Here is a 21,751-nt window from a genome sequence, read left to right as displayed (position 1 = left end):
CTAACAAATGAAAAAAATGCTGTTTTGTAAAGGGGGAAAAATCGTGAGTGAGAAGGAAATTAGAAGATCGATGCCTCTTTTCCCAATTGGTCCTGTGATGAAGTTGACAGATTTAACAGCTAGACAAATTCGTTACTATGAGGATCAAGGATTAATACACCCAGCAAGGAATCAAGGGAATCATCGATTGTATTCGCTTCAAGACATCGATACATTACTTGAGATTAAAGATTATTTGAATGATGGTCTGAATATTGCAGGAATTAAGAAAATGTACCAAATGCAGCAGGATGAACAGAAAACACCACTCACGGATGAAGATGTGCGCAAGATTTTACGCAAAGAAATGCAACAAGCTGGCCGCTTTGTGAAGCAAGACGCCTCTGGGAAGCAACAGTTGCCGAGGTTTTGACAGAAGATATTTACTTTTAATAAGTTTATATAATATCAAAATATTAGGGGGATTTAATTATGACGACATCGTATACTAAAGAAGACATTTTTCGCTTCGCAGACGAACAAAATGTGAAATTCATCCGCTTGCAATTCACGGATATTCTAGGAATTATCAAGAACGTAGAGATTCCGATTAGCCAATTAACGAAAGCATTGGATAACAAGATGATGTTTGATGGTTCCTCCATTGAAGGCTTCGTTCGTATTGAAGAGTCCGATATGTACTTATTCCCAGACCTTGATACGTGGGTAGTATTCCCATGGACAGCTGAAAAAGGCAAGGTTGCGCGTCTAATTTGTGATATTCATAATCCAGATGGAACACTTTTTGCAGGGGATCCGCGTGCTAACTTAAAACGTGTATTAGCCGAAATGCATGAATTAGGATTTACAGATTTTAACTTAGGACCTGAACCCGAATTTTTCCTTTTCAAACTGGATGAGAATCGCAAACCGACATTGGAATTGAACGATAGCGGCGGTTATTTCGACTTAGCGCCAACCGATTTAGGCGAAAACTGTCGTCGTGATATTGTATTAGAACTTGAAGAAATGGGCTTTGAAATCGAAGCAAGTCACCATGAAGTAGCGCCAGGACAACATGAAATTGACTTTAAATATGAGGATGCCGTTACTGCTTGTGACAACATCCAAACATTTAAGTTAGTTGTAAAAACAATTGCGCGTAAGCACGGATTACACGCGACATTCATGCCAAAACCATTGTTTGGTGTAAACGGATCAGGTATGCACTTTAACATGTCCTTATTTAATGAAAATGGAAATGCATTCTTTGATGAGAATGGCGAAGAGCAATTAAGCCAAACAGCATATCATTTCTTAGCAGGTATGTTAAAACATGCAAAAGGCTATACTGCCGTAACAAATCCAACAATCAACTCATACAAACGTCTAGTTCCAGGTTATGAAGCACCTTGTTATATCGCTTGGTCTGGTAAAAATCGTAGCCCGCTTGTTCGTGTACCAAGTTCGCGTGGTTTGAGCACACGTTTAGAACTTCGTAGCGTTGACCCAGCAGCGAACCCATACTTAGCGATGGCTGTATTGCTTCGCGCAGGTTTAGATGGTATTAAAAATGAATTAACGCCACCAAAACCAGTGGATCGTAATATCTATGGCATGAATGAAGAAGAGCGTCATGCACACGGCATTTATGACTTGCCTGAAAGCTTAGCCATGGCGCTAAAAGAACTTGAGTCAAATGACGTTATTGTTGATGGCTTAGGCGAACACATTTTCGAGCATTTCGTAGAAGCGAAAACAATTGAGTGTGATATGTTTAGAACAGCTGTCCACCAATGGGAACGCGATCAATATTTAGAAATCTACTAAGATATATAAGAAAAAAGAGGCCTCCGCCAGATTTGGCGGGGACCTCTTTTTTGTGTTTAGCGAATATCGCGATATAGACCGATAACTTTACCTAAAATAGAGACATTATTAAGGATAATTGGCTCTAATGCGTCATTCTCAGGCTGAAGTCGGAAGTGGTTTGCTTCTTTATAAAACCTCTTACAAGTCGCTTCATCTTCCTCTGTCATTGCGACGACGATTTCACCATTATTTGCAGAAGTTTGCTGACGTACAATAACTTTGTCGCCATCTAAAATACCTGCATTAATCATACTCTCACCATCGATTTCAAGCATAAAGATTTCTGTTTCACCGTTCGCCATGTATTCTGGAAGTGGAAAGTATTCATCGATATTCTCAATCGCAGTGATAGGCATACCAGCAGTTACTTTACCGATTAACGGGATATTGACAACGCTTGGTGTTGCTATATCATCATCTAATGAAAGAATTTCAATCGCACGCGGTTTGGTTGGATCCCGTCTAATGAGACCTTTTCCTTCTAAACGAGCTAAATGTCCATGTACAGTGGAACTCGAAGCTAAACCAACCGCTTCACCGATTTCACGTACAGAAGGTGGATAACCTTTATCCTTTACTTCAGACTTGATAAAGTCATAGATATCTTGTTGACGTTTTGATAATTTCATTTGTTTCACCCCGTTTACTCTTTTGTTACTTCTTTAGTAACTCAAGTATAGCAAATAATTTATCGATATGCAAACAATTGTTCGTTTTTTTGTTGACATAGTAGAACGAGTGTTCTATAATAAAGAAAAAGCGAACATACATTCTTTTGGAGGGGTAAAGATGACGTTTAAATCTATTTGGGATCGATATTATATTGCTATTATTTTTATTATTACTTGTTTTGTATTGGGGATTGTATTATTAATCGTAACAGTGAATCAAGCGGATACTGAGTACAATGAGGTGAGCATTGCATCTGGAGACTCTATCTGGAGCTTAGCCGACGATTATGCAGGGAAATATAAGATGAGCAAGCAAGATTTTGTTGCGTGGGTTGAGAAAGAGAATCAATTAATTGACGGGAAGTTAACAGCAGGAGATAAGATTGTTATTCCGGTAAAGCAGACCAATCTAGAACAAGATAATTCTATTCAACTAGCGAACGAGTAAAGGGTAATTACTTTAAAAACCAATGCTTTTCATGTAAAATAGGCGTTAATCGTGAAATGAAAAGAGGTTTTTAGATGTTTAAAGAATTCAAAGCTTTTATTGCAAAAGGGAATGCACTTGCGATGGCCATCGGGATTGTAATAGGCGCCGCATTTACAAGCATTGTTAATTCGTTGGTTGATGATATTATTATGCCACCTTTAGGATTACTGATTGGTAACGTTGATTTTACTAATTTATTTTTAAGTTTGAACGGTACGCATTATGATACATTGAAAGCAGCACAAGATGCAGGTGCACCAACAATTAATTACGGTTTATTTATCAATAATGTTATCAGCTTTTTGATCATTACATTCTCTGTCTTTTTAATTGTTAAGCTTATATCGAAGTACATGCCTCAAGAGCCGAAACAACCAGCGACGAAAGAGTGCCCGTATTGTCTGTCATCTGTTCCTGAGAAGGCAACGAAATGCCCTCACTGCACATCGGAGCTAGTGGCTACAGAAGGCAATGCAACTGTTTAACAAGAATAGGAGAGAAGTATAATGTTAGAAAAAGCAAAGATTGATCGTATTAATGAATTATCTCGCAAGAAGAAGGATGGGACGCTCACAGCTGATGAGAAGGTAGAGCAAGATTTGTTGCGTCAAGAATACATCAAGTCATTCCGTAGCCAAGTTCGAACAACAATTGAACATACGACATTTATCGATCCGAATGGTGATGATGTGACACCTGACAAGATTAAACGTAAACGTGAAGAGCGAAATAAGTTACAACAAGGTAAAGAATGAAAGTATCATCTGTAGTAAAGGGAAAGCGTGGGGGCGCTAGTTTTGTGTTCCTGCGCTTTTTTTAATCTAAAACGAACAAAAACAATCAATTTAACACATTTTTAAACATATACGTATTTTTTAGTTGTGAAAAACGTTGGAAAGGATTATTATGAATAGTAGTGACTAAAACAAGAGAGGATGTTTCATTTGTTTGATAAAACTGATCAATTAGCAATTAATACTATTCGAACATTATCAATCGACGCAATTCAAAAAGCCAATTCTGGACACCCAGGACTTCCAATGGGAGCTGCACCTATGGCATATGCTTTATGGTCCAAAGTTTTAAAGGCTAATCCAGCCAATTCACATTGGTTTAACCGCGATCGCTTTGTATTGTCGGCAGGTCATGGTTCGATGTTACTTTACAGCCTATTACACTTAAGTGGTTATAAATTAGGTCTTGAGGATTTGAAAGAATTCCGCCAATGGGATAGTAAAACACCTGGTCACCCTGAGGTTCACCATACAGATGGCGTGGATGCAACGACTGGCCCACTTGGTCAAGGTATTGCAATGGCTGTTGGTATGGCGATGGCAGAAAGACATTTAGAAGCAATGTATAATAAAGATGGCTTCCCAGTCGTGGATCACTATACATATGCATTATGTGGTGATGGAGATTTGATGGAGGGTGTTGCTTCTGAAGCGGCGTCTCTAGCGGGTCATCAACAATTAGGTCGTTTAGTGCTTTTATATGATTCAAATGATATTTCACTTGATGGTGATTTGGATAAATCTTTCTCTGAAAGTGTGAAACAACGCTTTGAGTCTTATGGTTGGGAACATTTATTAGTGAAAGATGGTAATGATACAGCTGAGATTCTAGCGGCGATTGAGAAAGCGAAACAAAATACAACGCAACCAACAATGATTGAAGTGAAGACGGTTATTGGTTTCGGTGCTCCAAATGCTGGAACTAGCAAAGTTCATGGTGCTCCACTTGGTGCTGATGGAGCGAAGGCTGCAAAAGCTGCGTATGGTTGGGATTATGAAGAAGATTTCTACGTTCCAAGTGAAGTGTATGACCGCTTTAAAGAGACGATTGGAACTCGTGGTGCACAGGAAGAAGCTGCGTGGAACGATATGTTTGCTTCTTATAAAGAGAAATATCCTGAGCTAGCTGCACAATTAGAACTTAGCTTGAGCGGAGAACTTCCAGAAGGATGGGATAAAGATTTACCATCTTACGGTGATGACCAATCACTTGCTAGCCGTGCTTCTAGTGGTGAAGTAATCAATGCGTTAGCAGCGAAATTACCGCAATTATTCGGTGGATCAGCTGATTTAGCTGGATCAAACAATACAAATATCGCAACGGATGGCGAATTTACAAAAGAAACGCCTGCAGATCGCAATATCTGGTTTGGTGTTCGTGAATTTGCAATGGGAGCTGCTTTGAATGGCATGGCGCTTCATACAGGTCTTAAAGTGTACGGTGGAACATTCTTCGTATTCTCAGATTACTTGCGTGCGGCAATTCGTTTGTCAGCGATTCAACATTTGCCAGTAAACTATGTGCTAACACATGATAGTATTGCTGTAGGGGAAGATGGTCCGACACATGAGCCTGTAGAACATGTTGCATCACTTCGCGCAATGCCTGGTTTAACAGTACTTCGCCCAGCAGATGGTAACGAAGTCGTAGCAGCTTGGAAAATCGCGATTACTTCGAATGATCGTCCAACAGCGCTAGTATTGACTCGTCAGAACTTGCCAACATTGCCAAACTCGGCGAAACTAGCAGAAGAAGGCGTGGCAAAAGGAGCTTACGTGTTATCACCAGCGAAAAAAGATGTTGCTGATGTACTTCTTTTGGCGACGGGTTCTGAAGTGAACTTAGCTGTACAAGCACAAACAGAATTAGCGAAAGACGGTATTGACGCATCTGTTGTTAGTATCCCATCGTTTGATTTGTTTGAGCAACAATCAGCAGAGTATAAAGAAAGTGTCCTACCAAATGCTGTTCGTAAACGTGTTTCAATTGAAATGGGTGCGACACTTGGTTGGGAACGTTATGTGGGGCTTGATGGCAAAACAATCGGTATCGATAAATTTGGCGCATCTGCACCAGGTAATACAATTATTGAGAACTATGGCTTTACAGTTGAAAATGTAGTGAAGACTGTGAAATCATTATAATAAGCAGATGAAATGGTGCGGGACGGCTAGTTTGACTAGTGCAGTTCTGCGCTGTTTTTTTGTAAAGAAAATGCGTGATGAGGATTGTACAAATAAGTCGTTGATGGTATAATGAGGCAGTTGTGATTTTTAAACTTTTATTGGTCTCGAATGTGGAAAAACTATTGTTTTGACCTGATAAATCAAGTACAATAAGAGGGATAGATAGTTTCGAGGAGGAGAAAGAGAATATGTTGTGGTATATACTTATCGGCGTACTTTGCTTGCTTGCAGGTTTAGCGCTTGGATTCTTTATCGCAAGACGTTACATGATGACGTACCTGAAGAAGAACCCACCAATTAATGAACAAATGTTGCAAATGATGATGGCCCAAATGGGAATGAAACCGTCACAGAAGAAAATCAATCAAATGATGAATGCAATGGGTAAACAACAAGAAAAAGAAGCGAAGACTAAGAAGAAAAAATAATGAAATAGGGCTTCATTGCACTGATTCGTTTTTGTAATAATAGTCGTGTAAGTTCTTTGACTGACCGCACGCTCTGATTTTACGTGGTGATACGTAATTTTAGAGGGTGTTTTTTTGTGCTGTGGGACTTGGTAGGAGCTTATCTGTGGTGCGCGTGATAAAATGGACAAATATATGAAAAACTGCTTGGAGGCGATGGAATGAATGAGAAGTTGAAGCGTGAAGTGAAGCGGAATGAGGAGAGAATGATTGCTTTTCGACGGGATTTACATAGGTATCCGGAGTTGTCGTGGCAGGAAATTCGGACGACGAATCGTGTGGTAGAGGAATTGGGACGGATTGGGCTGGAATGTCGACGGATGGAGCCAACGGGTGTTGTGGCGGAATTGGTTGGTGGGAAGCCAGGTAAGACGGTGGCTTTGCGTGCGGATATGGATGCGTTGCCAGTGATGGAGCTTAGTGAGACATTGGCGTATAAATCGGAGAACGACGGGAAAATGCATGCGTGTGGGCATGATGCGCATACGGCGATGTTGCTGAATGCTGCGGAGGCGCTAGTTTCTGTGAAGGATGAACTTCGCGGGACGGTGCGTTTTATTTTTCAGCCGGCTGAGGAGATTACGGAGGGTGCGGAGGCGATGATTGAGCAGGGTGTGATGACGGACGTGGACAATGTGTTCGGGATTCATATTTGGTCGCAAATGCCGATGAATACGATTTCGTGTAATGTGGGCCCGGTTTTTGCATCGGCGGATGTTGTGGAGGTGCATTTTACGGGACGTGGAGGTCATGGTGCGATGCCGCATGCGTGTGTGGATGCTTCGGTGGTTGCTTCGGCTTTTGTGATGGGCGCGCAGGCAATTGTTTCGCGGGAAACAGATCCACTGGAACCAGCAGTTTTTACAGTGGGTCGAATGGATGTTGGGACGCGCTATAATGTGATTGCGGAGCATGCGATTTTGGAAGGAACGATACGCGCGTTTAACCCGCAAGTTCGTGAAAAATTGGAGCAGGCGATTCGGCGTTATGCGGAACATGTGGCGGCGACGTATGGTGCGACGGCGGATGTGACGTATCGATATGGGACGCATGCTGTGATTAATGAGGCGGATAGTGCGATGCTAGCGCAGCGTGTTGTGACGGATAGTTTTGGTAGGGATGTGTTGTTTTCAGATCGGCCAACGACGGCAGGTGAGGATTTTAGCTATTATTTGCAAGATACGCCGGGATGTTTTGCGCTTGTCGGTTCGGGAAATGCTGAAAAAGATACGGAATGGGCGCATCACCATGGGCGTTTTAATGTGGACGAGGATGCGATGGTTCTGGGCGCAGAGCTTTATGCGCAGTATGCGTTTGCGTATTTGACGGAGAATCCTTTTTAAGGGTTCTTTGTCTGTGAAATAAAAAAATTTACAATTTACTTGAATCTTTTAAAGAAATCGGTTACACTAGTTTCTGTAAACAAATTCGAAGAGGAGGTAAGGACGATGAAAAAGATAATTGGATTTGATGTGAAGACCATTATTGTAGGGAAGGACCGTTTTTCAGCGTCCGTTATATCGAGGGAGATGTGCACGTTTATTTAAGGGACTCCTATGGCTTAAATTCGATATAGATTTCCAAACAGTAATGGACAAAGCAAGATGTGTCCGTTATTTTTTATGTCCAAATTAGGAAAAAAATGGTGTTTTTGAAGGAGGGTTTGGCGAAATGAAGATTTATAAGGAGTTGGGCTGGTTTTTTAAAGAGCAGAAACGGTCGTATATTGTCGGGGTTTCTTTGCTATTTATGATTACCTTGCTTCAACTGGTGCCACCGAAAATTATTGGGATGACGGTGGACGCGGTAACGAAAGAAACGTTAACAAAAAATCAGTTGCTGATGTGGATGGGAATTTTATTAGGTGCAGCGTTGTTTGCTTATGTTGCTCGCTATTTTTGGCGAATGATGATTTTTGGGTCGGATAATAAGTTGCAGCGGAAATTGCGGTTACGGCTATTTGAGCATTTGTCGAAGATGTCACCGTTTTTCTTTCAGCGGTATCGGACGGGAGATTTGATGGCGCACGCGACGAATGATATTTCGGCGATTCAGCAGGTGGCTGGGTTTGGTGTGCTGACGCTTTGTGATTCGATTTTGACGGGGAGTACGGTTATTTTGACGATGGCGATTACGATTGACTGGCGTTTGACGCTGATTGCGCTTATTCCGATGCCGTTTATGGTTTGGGGGAGTTCCGTGCTTGGCCGGAAGTTGCATGATCGTTTTCATAGTGCGCAGGCGGAATTTTCGAAGTTGAATGATAAGACGCAGGAAAGTTTGTCGGGAATTAAGGTGACGAAAACGTTCGGGCAGGAGCAGGAGGACATCGAGGATTTTAGGAAGCAGACGGAGGAAGTTGTTGGCGTGAACGTGAAGGTTGCCAAATTAGATGCGATGTTTGATCCGATGATTTCCATTATTGTTGGTGTTTCGTTTGTTTTGGCGCTTGGTTTTGGTTCGAAATTCGTGATGGAAGGGACGCTTACGATTGGGCAGGTCATTGCTTTTACGAATTATTTGTTTTTGCTGATTTGGCCGATGTTGGCTTTTGGCTTCTTGTTTAATGTGATTCAGCGCGGGAATGCTTCGTATGATCGGTTGAATAAATTGCTAAATGAGCCGGAGGAAGTGCGCGATGAGCAAGGTGCGCTGGATGATGTGCCAAAAGGGGCGATTGACTTTGATTTGAAAGCTTTTACGTATCCTGATGAAGAGAAGCCGGCCTTGGAGAACGTTGCGTTTCAGTTGCCAGCTGGTGGCACGCTTGGTATTGTCGGGCGGACTGGTTCTGGGAAGACGACGTTGCTGAAATTGCTGATGCGAGAATATGATGCGTATGATGGTACGATTCGATTCGATAAAGAAGTGATTCAGCGCTATACGGTGCGTGGGTTGCGAAAAGCGATTGGTTATGTGCCGCAAGATCAGTTTTTGTTTTCGACAACGGTGCGGGAAAATATTCGTTTTGGAAATCCGGAGTTGCCGCAAGTTGAGGTGGAGCGCATTGCGGAGATGGTTTCAGTGCATGAGGACATAATGGATTTCACGGATGGCTATGATACGGTTGTCGGCGAGCGTGGTGTTTCGCTTTCGGGTGGTCAAAAACAGCGACTGGCGATTGCTCGTGCGCTAATTATGAATCCGGAATTACTTATTTTAGATGATGCGCTGTCGGCTGTGGATGCGAAGACCGAAGAGAAAATTTTGCAAAATTTGAAAGAAAATCGTGCAGATAAAACAACGATTATTAGTGCGCACCGGCTTAGTTCCGTGGAACATGCGAATTTGATTGTTGTGATTGATAAGGGAAGAATTGTGGAACGCGGGACGCATGCGGAATTGATGGCGCTTGATGGCTGGTATGCGGATATGTTCCATAATCAACAACTAGAGGAATTCATTGAGGCTGGAGGTGAGACGAATGGAACCGAATAATGAAGAAATGCTGACGATGGACGGGAAAGAACATCGCGCGGTATTAAAACGCTTATTTAGTTACACGAAATATCACGTGCCAGCGCTGAGTGTGACGATATTCCTCGTTTTACTTGTGACGTTAGCCGATGTGTTTCTACCGATTATTATTAAAAAAATCTTGGATGACTATTTGACGCCGCTTCATTTTGCAGCTGGACCGATTTTAATGCTCACATCGGCGTACATTGGTTTGACGATTGGGCGCTCGATTGTGTGGTATTTCCAACTTGTCCTATTCCAAAAAATCGCATTACGCATTGTGCAGCGGATTCGGATTGATATTTTTAGTAAATTACAAACGATGGGGATGCGGTACTTCGATCAAACGCCTGCGGGAAGTCTGGTTTCGCGGGTAACGAATGATACGGAAGCGATTAAGGACATGTTTATTAACGTGTTAGGAACGGCGATTCAGAGCTTGTTTATGCTTGTGGGGATTTATTCAGCGATGTTTGTACTGGATGCGCAGTTGGCGTCGTATAGCTTGCTAATTTTTCCGCTGACGGTGTTGATTATTATTGTGTACCGCAAGTATAGTTCGCAGTTTTACCGGGCGAAACGGGAGAAGTTGAGTCAGCTTAATGCCAAGATTGCCGAGTCGATTTCTGGTATGTCGATTGTGCAGCAATTTAACCAGGAGAAACGTTTGATTCGTGAGTTTGAATCGATTAATAAGGACTACTATGATGTTGGTATGAAAAACATTAAGTTTAATGCGTTGTTGCTAGGTCCTGCGATTGATTTGATTTATTCGCTTGCGGTGGTGCTGATTCTTAGTTTCTTTGGGATTCAGTCGTTCTCGGGAGCCGTTGCTATCGGTACGATTTTTGCGTTTGTTAGTTATTTTGACCGCTTTTTAGAGGCGATTTATAACATTATGGAGCGCTTGGCGATGTATCAGGAGGCGATTACGGCGGCTTCGCGTGTATTCCGAATTATGGATGGCACGGAGCTAGCGCCAGAGCAAGACGCAAAAGATAATTTAACGATTGAAAATGCAAAAATTGAATTTAAAGATGTCACGTTTTCGTATGATGGGCAAAAAGATGTGCTGAAAAACATTTCGTTTACAGTAGAGTCAGGACAAACCGTCGCGCTTGTTGGTCATACGGGAAGTGGAAAAAGTTCGATTATCAATTTGATGATGCGCTTTTATGAGTTTGAAAAAGGCGAGATTTTGATTGATGGAGAGTCAATTAAGCGGTATCCGATGGAGGAATTGCGTGCGAAGACCGGGCTTGTTTTGCAGGATAGTTTTATGTTTTATGGGACGATTAAAGACAATATTCGGTTGCATAATCGGTTGATTAGCGATAAGGAAATCGTGGAAGCGGCGCAGTTTGTACAGGCGGATCGGTTTATTAATACGCTGGCGGACAAATATGATCATAAGGTGATTGAGCGTGGGGCTTCGTTTTCTAGTGGGCAGCGGCAATTGATTTCGTTTGCGCGGACAGTTGTGACGAATCCGCAAATTCTCGTGTTGGATGAGGCGACGGCGAATATTGATACAGAGACGGAGAGCTTGATTCAAACGGGCTTGCGGAATATGCGACAAGGTCGAACGACGATTGCGATTGCGCACCGGTTATCAACGATTAAAGATGCTGACTTAATTTTGGTGCTTAGTAAGGGAAATATTATTGAGCGCGGGACGCATGAAGCGTTGCTGGAACATGGCGGTGTCTATCATTCGATGTATCAACTGCAAAACAGCGGAATGGATTTAGAAGACATTGGCTAAACGGTCAAAAAGGTTGTTTTTCTTCTAAAAAAGTTTATAATGAGGCAAGAAACATGCTGAAATTAGGAGGAAGAGACAGTGTCATTTATTTTATCAATTATTATTACGCTTGTTTTTGGTGTGGGGGTTATTTTAATTCGGATGAAGGCGTCGAAGGAACCGGCGTCCGTGAAGAAAATTATTATTCCACCGATTATGATGAGCACGGGGGCGTTAATGTTTGTGATTCCGTACTTCCGTGTGTCACCGGGTGGGATTCTAGAAGCTGTCGTTATGGGGCTGGTTTTCTCGCTGATTTTAATTTGGACAACGCGATTTGAAATTAGACATCAATATGTCTTTATTAAGCGCACGAAATCATTTCCGGTTATTTTACTAAGCTTGCTGTTGATTCGATTAGGCATTAAGTATTGGATTAGTGGTTCGGTGGACGTTGGTGAGTTATCGGGAATGTTCTGGATACTTGCTTTTGCGATGATTGTTCCGTGGCGAATTGCAATGTATTTCCAATATAAAAATGTGGCGCAGAAGTTGGAACAGCCTGAAGAAGCTTCGTGATGAACAAGGTGTATATTTCTTCTATACAAACGGTTGAAATATTGTTGTAACATAGCTATAATAAATAAGGTTGCACAAATTAGGCGACAGGTATAACAAAAAGAGGAGGGTTTTATTTGAAAAAGGTATTAATAGCTTTATTTTCACTTGCGCTTGTTTTCGGACTAGCAGCTTGTGGAGAAACAAATAAGGATGAGCAAGCAACAGAGAAAAAAGATGTGAAAGCAGACATCATGAATTTCTACATGGATTTAGTTGCAAAAATTAATGATAACGATGCGGATTATGATGCGTATCAAGCAGCAATTGGTAGCGACACACCGCCAACTGGTGCGGAATTAACGACATTAGCAACAGCGGCAAGCGATTCTGCGGATAAAGTATCACAAGTATTAGCAGATACAAAAGTGCCGAATTTAGGAACGTACACAGATAAATTTAAAGATGCTGTCAAAGAGTTGAGCGATGCGTATGCGGAGGAAGCAAAAGGCTTGAAAGCTTCTCCAATCGATACGAAATCAGCAGATGACGCGATGAAAAAGGCTTCTAAAGATCTTGGTAAAGTATTGAAAGATGCTGGTTTGGCACCTTCTGATATTATGACGGATACAGCTGCATAAGTTAGCGACATGAAAAAACGCGTGGTACCCATGAAAATGGATGCTACGCGTTTTGTTGTTATTTGGATTTGGTTGCATTGATTTCGGATTGTAATTGTTCAAAAGCGTTTAATACTGCTTCTGATTTCATTTCTAGCAAATCTTTTTGTTCGACGTCTTTATCGTTGAAGTGAATTGGATCGCCGAAACGAATTGTGATTTTCTTGCGTTTTAGAAGTTCACCAAATGTTTTCGGGCCGTCATAAACAGCGGGTAGAATTGGAACCTTACCTTTTAGGGCAACTGTTACGGCGCCGCGTTTTAGATGGAGACCGGCTGATTTTCGTGTGCCACTTGGGAAGATGCCGACTACTTTGCCGTCTTTTAGGAGGCGAATTGGTAGTTTGATAGCGCTTGGGCCTGGGTTTTCACGGTTAACTGGGAAGGCGTTTAGGTGACGCATTAGCCAGTTTAGGAATTTTGTTTTGAAAAGTTCTTGTTTGGCCATATAGTTGATTTGTAGCGGTTTAATCGCAAAGCCGAGGTAGAGGATTTCAATCCATGTGGTATGCGTAGAAACAACGACGAACGGTGCTTCTGGAATTTTCTCTTTGTTTTGAACTTGGAAACGACCGCCGAGAATTGTTAAAATGACATGTACGGTGTTTCGTGCAAATGTATAGAACAAGTTAGTTCACTCCCATGATTCTTTTTTATCTTCTTTTTAGTATACTGAAAGATTCGGAAAACGTCTAGTGCTTAAGTGTTGGAAAGTGTAGTATAATAGGCAGTAATAATTGTGATGAGGTGTTTGGAATGAAATTTTTACATACAGCGGATTGGCATTTGGGAAAAATGGTGAACGGGGTTTCGATGTTGGTGGAGCAGGAGTACATATTGGCGCAGATTGGACGGATTGCGCAGGAGGAGCAGGTTGACGGGATTATTATTGCGGGAGACTTGTATGATAGGTCGGTTCCTCCGGCGGATGCGGTGACGCTTTTGAATGATATTTTGATGGAATTGAATGTACGGCTTGGGTTGCCGGTTTTTGCGATTAGTGGGAATCATGATAGTGCGGAGCGGGTTAACTTTGGTTCGGCTTGGTATGAGAAAAGTGGTTTGCATATTCAAGGGACGTTAGCGCGTGATTTGGCGCCGATTGAATGGTGTGGGGCGCAGGTGTGGCTTGTGCCGTATCATGAGCCTGCGGTTGTTCGTGCGACTTTGGAGGATAAGTCTGTGCGGTCGTTTGAAGATGCGATGCAGGCGGTGACGGCTGGTATTAGGGCGAAGTGGGATGAGACGAAGCCGCAGATTTTAGTTGGGCATGCGTTTGTTGCTGGGGGTATTCCGAGTGATTCGGAGCGGCAACTGGCAATTGGGAATGTAGATCGGGTGTCGACGGATTGTTTTGATGGATTTGATTATGTGGCGCTAGGGCATTTGCATCATCCGCATGCGATTCATCATCCGACGATTTTTTATGCGGGGTCGCCACTAAAATATTCGTTTTCGGAGGCGCAGGATAAGAAAAGTGTGCGAATTGTGACGATGGACGGGAAGGATTTAGAAGAGGTTCGGGAACGGTTCCTAGAGCCATTGCATGATTTGCGTGTGGTGGAGGGCTATTTGGCGGACTTATTAGCGAATGTGGCACCGGGAAATGAGGATTTTCTGCAAATTAATTTGTTGGACGAGGGCGCGTTGGTTGATCCGATGGGGCAATTGCGCGCGATGTATCCGAATGTACTGCATTTGGAACGGGTTCGCGAAAAGTTAGCGGATACGGCGTTTGAACGTTTTGAGGACGTTGTGAAAAAGGATGATTTGGAGCTGTTTGGTCAATTTTTCGCGCATGTGAGTGGGAAGGAATTGACGGAGCGGCAAGTGGAGATAATGCGTGAGACGATGGATTTGGTGAAGGGAGGCGAGGACGCGTGAGACCGTTACGGCTGACGATGCAGGCTTTTGGAGCTTATGCGCGGGAAGAGACGATTGATTTTACGGAGTTGGGACAGGAACGGATTTTTGTGATTTCGGGCAAGACGGGAGCCGGGAAGTCGACGATTTTTGATGCGATGACGTTTGCGTTGTTTGGGAAGGCGAACACGAATGATCGGGAAGGCTTTTCGGTGCGGAGTCATTTTGCGAAGGCGGAGGACTTGACGGAGGTTCGGTTGGAGTTTCTGCTGCGTGGGACGCGGTATTTGATTCGACGGGTGCCACAGCAGGATGTGCCGAAGCAGCGTGGTGAGGGTATGACGACGGTGACTGCGAAAGCGGAATTGTATGAGCTAGACGGAGAAACGGAAAAGTTGCTGGCAAGTTCGGTTCGGGATGTTGGGACGAAAATGGCGGAGATTATGCAATTGACGGTGGACCAGTTCCGGCAAATTTTGATGATTCCGCAGGGCGAGTTTCGGGAATTGCTAGTCGCGGAAAGTAAGGAGAAGGAAGCGATATTGCAACGGTTGGCGCGAACGCATTTTTATCAGGCCATCGAGGAACGTTTATGGCAAGCGCAGAAGGAGCAAGAGGAGCAAGTACGGCAGTTGCGTGCGAAAACGGCGAATGTGACGCGAATGGTGTTTGATGAGGAGACGCTTTCGGGAAAAACGGCGCAGGATATTGCACTGCTTTTTGTGACGCGAATTGAGACGGAAGAAGAGGCCGGTGCCGTTTTGCAGGAGCAGGTTGCGATAGCTAAGGAAAAAGCGGAAATAGCGGCTAAAAATGTGACGCTTGCTGAGGAAAAAATGGCAGAGTGGGCGCAATTAGCAGAATTACGTTTGGATAAAGAAAAATTGGAACGGGAAACAGCACAAATTTTGCAAGAAAAAGAGCATATTGTTTGGGCCAAAAAAGCGGGCGCGATTATCGATCAGGATGCGTTGTGTTTACGTTTGAAACAGCAGTTGGATGAGGCGGAACTGGAGTCACAGCAGGCTATCGTGCATTTGCGAGATTGTGAGGAAGCGCTGGATGTGGCGACGCGGGAAATGACACAACAAAAGGAATTGGAGCCGTCCTATCAAGCTTGGCTAAAAGAGCAAGAACAATTGCAAATCATGGAAGAAAAAGTGAACCGGGCATTGGAAGTACAGCAAACAATAACAAGCGAGAATGAACGGAAACAAGCGGTGGCACAAGACCTTGAACGGCTCGTGGTAAATGAGAAACGGGTGGCAGAGCGCGCTGAACAATTAGCGAAGACGCGTCAACATGTGCATGAAACACAGCTCAAACAGGCAACCTTGAAACAAAAACAAGCCGAATTGCAACAACAAGAAACATTGTTTGCCGCGGAAATAAAGAAAAAGCAACAAAAACAAACGTTAGAGACAACTTTAGAACAATTGGAAACATCGATAACAATCGCCCAACAAGAAGCAGAAGAGGCAGAAAAGCTATTTTCGAAGTTAGAGCAAGATTGGCAACAAGAACAGGCGGCACAACTGGCGTTAACGCTCGTCGATGGAGAAGCATGCCCTGTGTGTGGCGCGCTGGAACACCCAATGGCTGCCACGCATACACTATCTGTTTCGAAAGAGGCATTAGACGCGGCAAAGGAACAATTCAGTCTCAAGAAAGAGGCGCTAGCTTCTTTAGTAATGCAACAAAGCCAACAAAAATGGCAAATCGAACAGCTTATTTTTGAGGTTGATGTAGATGGCTTGGAGAAACTGCATCAGGATTGTGCCGCAGAACTGCAACAATTGGCGGAACAACAAACCGAGCTAGATGTTTTTTTACAAAAGACAGCAGATATCGAGGAACAAATAACGGCGAATAAAACGGAAGCTGAGGTGATTTCGGGACAACAAAAAGAACTCCAGTCCGCCTACGAAGAAGTGCAAAAAACAGTGGCAACCGCAGAAACAACGCATGCGCTCCTTTTAGAAGATGTTCCCGAGCCGTTTCGCAATGCGAAGCAATTTTTCGAACGACAACAAGTTCTAACCGCGCAAATTCAAGCTTTTGAGACAAAACAGCAAACGGTGGAAACGGCTTATAATCATGCGAAAGAGCAACATGTGAAGGCGACTTCATCCAAAGACATGACCGAAAAAGCGGCGCAAAAAGCAACTGAAGCACTGGCGACACAACGGCAAGTTTTCAAGAACATCATGATGGAAAACGGTTTTGCGGACTATGCGACATATCGTCAAGCCACTTTATCAGCGGAAGTTTTGGCGGATAAAGAAGCTTACGTGCAGGCGTACGAGCAGAAATACCATTTCGTAACGGAGCGCTTGAAAGAAAGTGAAGCACGATTAGAGGGCGCCGAGAAGCCAGATTTACCACAATTACAACAACAAAGCACAGCGGCAGGGCAAGTGTACCAAGAACAAACGGAACAAGCAATCGCGCAAAAAGAAACGATTCGCAAACTCCAAACGCTTGCAGAACAATTCCAAACAACGCTAGCAGAAACAAAACAAGCCGAAGAAGCCTATGCGGATGTTGGTTATTTAGCGGACATGGCTCGCGGGAAAAACGACCGACGCTTAACATTTGAGCGCTATGTTTTAGCCACATTTTTAGACACGATTTTGCTTCGGGCAAACGGACGCCTGAAAAAAATGACGAATGGTAGGTTTCAACTGATTCGCAAAAAGGAAAAGTCTAAAGGAAACGTGCAAAGTGGCTTAGAACTCGAAGTCTACGATGAATATACTGGTTTGGAACGGCACGTGAAGACATTATCTGGCGGTGAAAGTTTTAAAACATCATTGGCACTTGCTTTGGCGCTTGCTGAGGTCGTTCAGGAGATGTCTGGCGGGATTTCGCTGGAGACGATGTTTATCGATGAAGGATTCGGCACACTAGACCCTGAATCGCTTGATATGGCGGTAGAATGCTTGCTTGAAACGCAACAATCTGGGCGCTTAGTCGGTATTATCTCTCACGTTCCCGAGCTAAAAGAGCGCATTTCATCAAGGCTAGAAGTAACCGCAACGAACCACGGCAGCACGACGAAATTTCACACACAAGGACAATTGACAGAAATAGAAGTCCGTACGTGATACAAAAATAGCTCCTCTGTTTGAAACATCAGCATTTTTTCGATATAATAGATTAATTGGTTAAAAAAAGGAACCCCAATTTCGTAATGGCGGGATGAATGGAGGAATTGTGATGATACGACAAGCGAGAGCAGAAGACGCAGATCAAGTGGCGCCACTGATTTTAATTATATTAGAAGACATGGAATTACCATTTTTAAAAGGTGTTAACAGGCCGATGATGTTACAAATGATTGAGGCCAGCTTCGTGCGACCGGACTATCGGTTTAGCAAAGAGAACGTGATGGTCAAAGAAATCGATGGCAAAATTGCCGGTATCATGGTGAGCTATCAAGGGGAACACGCAGAAAATCACGATGATTCTTGGGAAGGTTTGCAAGATATGTTTGGCATCGTGAATAAAATGCCGCTTTTCACAGAGCAGGAAACATGGATGGGCGAATATTATTTGGATTCACTCGTTGTGGATTCGGCGTACCGCGGGCAAGGAATCGGTAAAGAACTACTGCATGCCTTTAAAGAACTAGCGGTTGCCAAAAACTGCGAAATCATCGCGCTAAACGTAGAAAAAGCAAACGAAGGCGCATTAAGTTTGTATAAAAAATTAGGTTACGAATCGGAATACGATTTGGTTTTATCCGGTCATGATTATTATCATATGACCCAAAATGTCAGGAGTTGAGCGGTTTGTTAACAGATCCAAAAAACATGATGATTCCTGTTTCGATGAAGAAAAAGGGGCGCGAATTACTAGAAGATGGGGCGATTACTGTTTTTGAGGAAAAAACGAGTCAGCCGCAAATAACGCGTTCTGTCGTCGTGGATGATGGCGTATCTTATGAAATAAAACATATGAATCACGAGAAATACCAATGCGATTGTATCGTGTACCAAGAAGGCGGTATATGTGCGCATATTTATGCGATTCAACTAGAACATGAAGCGCGCCAAACCCAAATCGAGAAAGCGAATTTCAAACAACGTATTTTAGCACAAGAAGCAACGACATTATTATCGCTTTTTCAAGAAAACATGGATCGACAGTTCGATACCTTTGATACAACGGCGAAATCACCATTAAAAGTAGAATACATTTTGCGAATGCAAGAAAGTAAGGAAAAAAATGCGCTGACAATTGATTTGAAAGTGGGCGAAGATCGTACGTATGTTGTGAAAAATATTGGTGACTTTTTGCAAGCCATTCAAGAAAATACGAGCTACTTTTTCACGAAGAATTTCAGTTTTGATCCGAATGAACATTATTTCGATACGCGTGATTTAGCGATTTTTAATGAATTGATGAAGATTCATGAGATTGCTAAGATGTATGATACGGACAGCTTTTATTGGAACAAATCGTATGCGGAGGAGAAGGTGTTGATCATTCCGCCGAGCTTGGCTGAGACAATTTTGGCCGATTTAATGTTGCAAAATACGACGTGTATTCATGATGATATTAAATATAGCGGTCTCGCTTTTAAAAAAGGCGCGCTACCGTTCTCATTCGTTTTTCGTAAAAATGAAAACGGCGATATGTACCAACTTGTGATGGAAGAATTGCAACAGGCGAGTTATTTGGAAAACTATCGACTATTATTTCTGAATGGCGTGTTTTACCGTCCGAGTGATGCGATTTGGGAGCAACTGACGCCGCTGATCCATTTTCATAACGTAACGGAAAATGAAGTGGTCCAGTTCTCGGAATCGCAACTGAGCGAAGTGATGTCTTACGTATTGCCATCTTTGCAAAAAAGTGGACATGTCCAAATTGATCCATCGATTGAAGACCGTGTTATTCAACAACCACTCCTTGCCAAGATGTGGATTTCGCAAAAGAATGGTGAGCATGTCGTTAAATTGGAATATCATTACGGTCCCCAAGTGTTTGATCCGTTCGCGCTGACAGATAGTGTGGATCCCGATGGGCGGATTATGATTCGCGATATGGAAATGGAAGCAAAAATTATGCACCGGATGGAAGCGGCACCTGTTCATTTTTCCGAGACACAGATGGTTGTGAATGCGGATGAGGCTAGTCTTTATGAGTTTTATTATCGCGTTGTACCAAGCCTTGCGACAGACGTGGAGGTGTATTTGGAAGATGGCTTGGAGGAAATGGTGGAAGAGCACGTCAAGCCAACGACGACAATCGATGTATCGCAGGATAATGATTTCTTATCTGTGGCATTTGATTTTCAAGGCATCGACACGAATGAAATCCAAGAAGTACTCCAATCGCTACGTGAAAAAAGAAAGTACCATCGTTTGCATAATGGCCGTTTTCTTTCTCTGGAAGACGAGAGTTATCAACAAATGGAAGCAATTTTTGATATTTTGGATGTACGCAAAAAAGAAGTCGCGCAACAAATGGCTGTGCCGCTTTACCGGGGTATGCAGATTTATGAAGCGATGGGGAGTGCGAAGACCGAACACAACAAGTTCAGCCGCACATTCCGCGAATTGCTACATGAAATTGTGAACCAAGAGGCGGTTTCGTACCCACTACCAGAAAATTTGAACGCGGAGCTTCGCGAGTATCAAGTAACTGGTTTTGAATGGATGAAGTCGCTGAGTAAATATCATTTAGGCGGTGTTTTGGCTGATGATATGGGTCTTGGGAAAACGTTGCAGGCGATTACGTACATTACGTCTTGCTTAGAAGACAATGTGGACATGAAACCAGTTCTGATTGTAACGCCAGCATCGCTACTTTACAACTGGGCGAGCGAGTTTGAGAAGTTTGCACCAGAAGTGCCGGTGACAGTGATTCACGGGACGTCACCAATTCGGACGGAAATGATTCAGAAAATCGCGCCGAATAATGTGTATTTAATTTCGTATCCGTCGTTACGTCAAGATGAACATGAATTTTTAGGGACGCGTTTTCAGACGATTATTTTGGATGAGGCGCAAGCGATTAAGAATTATAATACGAAGGCGTCGCAAGCTGTACGGAGCCTGAAGACGACGAATGTTTTTGCTTTAAGTGGTACGCCGCTTGAAAATAGCATTGATGAGCTGTGGACGATGTTCCAAACGATTATGCCAGGATTTTTCCCGTCGCTACGCAAGTTTAAAGAATTACCGCACGAACGCGTGGCACAGATGATAAGGCCGTTCTTGATGCGCCGTTTGAAACGCGATGTCGTAAAAGAACTGCCAGACAAAATCGAAACGAACCTGTACTCCGAATTAACAGAGCCACAAAAGAAAATTTACCTAGCTTATTTGGAGAAAATTCAACAGGAAATTGGCGAAAACGAGCAAGAAGACCGTATCAAATTACTCGCAGGACTTACGCGGTTACGTCAAATTTGTTGTGATCCAGCATTATTTGTCGAGAATTACGATGGTGGTTCTGGTAAACTGATGCAATTGTTTGATACAATACAAACAGCACGTGAAAACGGCAAACGAATTTTGATTTTCTCGCAATTTACATCGATGTTGCAAATCATGAAAGCCAAGGCCGAAGAAGAGGAATATCGCTATTTTTACATGGATGGCAGCACACCTTCGAAAAGCCGAATGGACCTTGTAAACGCGTTTAATGCAGGCGATGCGGATTTATTCTTTATTTCGCTAAAAGCTGGGGGAACTGGGCTGAACTTGACTGGCGCGGATACCGTGATTTTGTATGATTTATGGTGGAATCCAGCTGTGGAAGAACAAGCGGCAAGCCGGGCGCACCGAATCGGCCAGAAAAACGTCGTCCAAGTCATTCGAATGATTACAAAAGGCACGATTGAAGAGAAAATCTATAATTTACAAAAGCAAAAACAAGCTTTGATGGATGCACTAATCCAACCTGGCGAAAAAATGTTACATCGATTAACAACAGAAGAGATAAAAGAGATTTTAACATTGAATTAATGAAGGG

General features: G+C 43.0%; 18 protein-coding genes. 16 read left to right on the top strand and 2 right to left on the bottom strand.

The window, feature by feature from the left end; genetic code table 11:
• Positions 1-43: 43 nt before the first annotated feature.
• Positions 44-412 (top strand): MerR family transcriptional regulator, encoded by a 369-nt coding sequence (locus EP57_RS07220; RefSeq protein ID WP_036085503.1) that lies wholly within the window; start codon positions 44-46, stop codon positions 410-412.
• 59 nt (positions 413-471) lie between these two features.
• A complete protein-coding gene (gene glnA / locus EP57_RS07215; protein WP_036085502.1) occupies positions 472-1,809 on the top strand; it encodes a type I glutamate--ammonia ligase in 1,338 nt (445 codons plus the stop codon).
• Between the two features lie 56 nt (positions 1,810-1,865).
• Here the strand turns inward: glnA and lexA are convergent, their stop codons facing one another.
• Positions 1,866-2,480, bottom strand: a complete 615-nt coding sequence (gene lexA, locus EP57_RS07210) for a transcriptional repressor LexA (RefSeq protein ID WP_036085686.1) — start codon at positions 2,478-2,480, stop codon at positions 1,866-1,868.
• A 160-nt stretch (positions 2,481-2,640) separates the two neighbouring features.
• On the opposite strand from lexA, the gene yneA reads away from it, so the two are divergent.
• From yneA to EP57_RS07160, 10 genes are all read left to right on the top strand, one after another.
• On the top strand, positions 2,641-2,970 hold the full coding sequence (gene yneA / locus EP57_RS07205; RefSeq protein WP_036085501.1) for a cell division suppressor protein YneA: 330 nt from the start codon (positions 2,641-2,643) through the stop codon (positions 2,968-2,970).
• Between the two features lie 74 nt (positions 2,971-3,044).
• Positions 3,045-3,497, top strand: a complete 453-nt coding sequence (gene mscL / locus EP57_RS07200) for a large conductance mechanosensitive channel protein MscL (RefSeq protein ID WP_036085500.1) — start codon at positions 3,045-3,047, stop codon at positions 3,495-3,497.
• A 21-nt stretch (positions 3,498-3,518) separates the two neighbouring features.
• On the top strand, positions 3,519-3,767 hold the full coding sequence (locus tag EP57_RS07195; protein ID WP_036085499.1) for a DUF896 domain-containing protein: 249 nt from the start codon (positions 3,519-3,521) through the stop codon (positions 3,765-3,767).
• A 189-nt stretch (positions 3,768-3,956) separates the two neighbouring features.
• Entirely contained in the window at positions 3,957-5,951 is a 1,995-nt protein-coding gene (gene tkt, locus EP57_RS07190; protein WP_036085498.1) for a transketolase, read from the top strand.
• A 233-nt stretch (positions 5,952-6,184) separates the two neighbouring features.
• On the top strand, positions 6,185-6,421 hold the full coding sequence (locus EP57_RS07185) for a YneF family protein (protein ID WP_114982960.1): 237 nt from the start codon (positions 6,185-6,187) through the stop codon (positions 6,419-6,421).
• A gap of 200 nt (positions 6,422-6,621) precedes the next feature.
• Complete coding sequence (locus tag EP57_RS07180; RefSeq protein ID WP_036085496.1) at positions 6,622-7,803, top strand: amidohydrolase; 1,182 nt, start codon at positions 6,622-6,624, stop codon at positions 7,801-7,803.
• Positions 7,804-8,131: 328 nt separating this feature from the next.
• Positions 8,132-9,898: an ABC transporter ATP-binding protein gene (locus EP57_RS07175; protein ID WP_036085495.1), complete on the top strand. Its 1,767-nt coding sequence runs from the start codon at positions 8,132-8,134 to the stop codon at positions 9,896-9,898.
• Complete coding sequence (locus EP57_RS07170; protein ID WP_036085494.1) at positions 9,885-11,684, top strand: ABC transporter ATP-binding protein; 1,800 nt, start codon at positions 9,885-9,887, stop codon at positions 11,682-11,684. The genes EP57_RS07175 and EP57_RS07170 overlap by 14 nt, the downstream gene beginning before the upstream one ends.
• 78 nt (positions 11,685-11,762) lie before the next feature.
• On the top strand, positions 11,763-12,242 hold the full coding sequence (locus EP57_RS07165) for a CcdC family protein (protein WP_036085493.1): 480 nt from the start codon (positions 11,763-11,765) through the stop codon (positions 12,240-12,242).
• A 116-nt stretch (positions 12,243-12,358) separates the two neighbouring features.
• Positions 12,359-12,862, top strand: a complete 504-nt coding sequence (locus tag EP57_RS07160; RefSeq protein WP_036085492.1) for a hypothetical protein — start codon at positions 12,359-12,361, stop codon at positions 12,860-12,862.
• A gap of 58 nt (positions 12,863-12,920) precedes the next feature.
• On the opposite strand, the gene EP57_RS07155 is transcribed toward EP57_RS07160, so the two are convergent.
• Positions 12,921-13,529, bottom strand: coding sequence for a lysophospholipid acyltransferase family protein (locus EP57_RS07155; RefSeq protein WP_036085491.1), 609 nt, complete (start codon positions 13,527-13,529; stop codon positions 12,921-12,923).
• Between the two features lie 128 nt (positions 13,530-13,657).
• Between EP57_RS07155 and EP57_RS07150 the strand changes: the two genes are divergently transcribed.
• The 4 genes from EP57_RS07150 to EP57_RS07135 all read left to right on the top strand — a co-directional run bounded on the left by EP57_RS07150 (position 13,658) and on the right by EP57_RS07135 (position 21,744).
• Positions 13,658-14,785: an exonuclease SbcCD subunit D gene (locus EP57_RS07150; RefSeq protein ID WP_036085490.1), complete on the top strand. Its 1,128-nt coding sequence runs from the start codon at positions 13,658-13,660 to the stop codon at positions 14,783-14,785.
• Complete coding sequence (locus EP57_RS07145) at positions 14,782-17,871, top strand: AAA family ATPase (protein ID WP_052167600.1); 3,090 nt, start codon at positions 14,782-14,784, stop codon at positions 17,869-17,871. Before EP57_RS07150 ends, EP57_RS07145 begins: the two co-directional genes overlap by 4 nt.
• Before the next feature lie 112 nt (positions 17,872-17,983).
• Complete coding sequence (locus tag EP57_RS07140; RefSeq protein WP_036085489.1) at positions 17,984-18,553, top strand: GNAT family N-acetyltransferase; 570 nt, start codon at positions 17,984-17,986, stop codon at positions 18,551-18,553.
• Between the two features lie 26 nt (positions 18,554-18,579).
• Positions 18,580-21,744, top strand: a complete 3,165-nt coding sequence (locus EP57_RS07135) for a DEAD/DEAH box helicase (RefSeq protein ID WP_036085683.1) — start codon at positions 18,580-18,582, stop codon at positions 21,742-21,744.
• Positions 21,745-21,751 lie beyond the last annotated feature (7 nt).

Origin of the sequence: Listeria booriae (assembly GCF_000766865.1) — a bacterium.
GTDB lineage: Bacteria > Bacillota > Bacilli > Lactobacillales > Listeriaceae > Listeria_A > Listeria_A booriae.
The sequence above is the reverse complement of the archived record's forward strand: the minus strand, read 5'-3'. Positions and strand labels throughout refer to the sequence as shown.

Excerpts from the sequence above, each read along its gene's own strand:
- glnA (WP_036085502.1), top strand. The coding sequence starts at position 472 with ATGACGACATCGTATACTAAAGAAGACATTTTTCGCTTCGCAGACGAA.
- lexA (WP_036085686.1), bottom strand. The coding sequence starts at position 2,480 with ATGAAATTATCAAAACGTCAACAAGATATCTATGACTTTATCAAGTCT.
- yneA (WP_036085501.1), top strand. The coding sequence starts at position 2,641 with ATGACGTTTAAATCTATTTGGGATCGATATTATATTGCTATTATTTTT.
- mscL (WP_036085500.1), top strand. The coding sequence starts at position 3,045 with ATGTTTAAAGAATTCAAAGCTTTTATTGCAAAAGGGAATGCACTTGCG.
- EP57_RS07195 (WP_036085499.1), top strand. The coding sequence starts at position 3,519 with ATGTTAGAAAAAGCAAAGATTGATCGTATTAATGAATTATCTCGCAAG.
- EP57_RS07180 (WP_036085496.1), top strand. The coding sequence starts at position 6,622 with ATGAATGAGAAGTTGAAGCGTGAAGTGAAGCGGAATGAGGAGAGAATG.
- EP57_RS07175 (WP_036085495.1), top strand. The coding sequence starts at position 8,132 with ATGAAGATTTATAAGGAGTTGGGCTGGTTTTTTAAAGAGCAGAAACGG.
- EP57_RS07170 (WP_036085494.1), top strand. The coding sequence starts at position 9,885 with ATGGAACCGAATAATGAAGAAATGCTGACGATGGACGGGAAAGAACAT.
- EP57_RS07150 (WP_036085490.1), top strand. The coding sequence starts at position 13,658 with ATGAAATTTTTACATACAGCGGATTGGCATTTGGGAAAAATGGTGAAC.
- EP57_RS07140 (WP_036085489.1), top strand. The coding sequence starts at position 17,984 with ATGATACGACAAGCGAGAGCAGAAGACGCAGATCAAGTGGCGCCACTG.
- EP57_RS07135 (WP_036085683.1), top strand. The coding sequence starts at position 18,580 with ATGATGATTCCTGTTTCGATGAAGAAAAAGGGGCGCGAATTACTAGAA.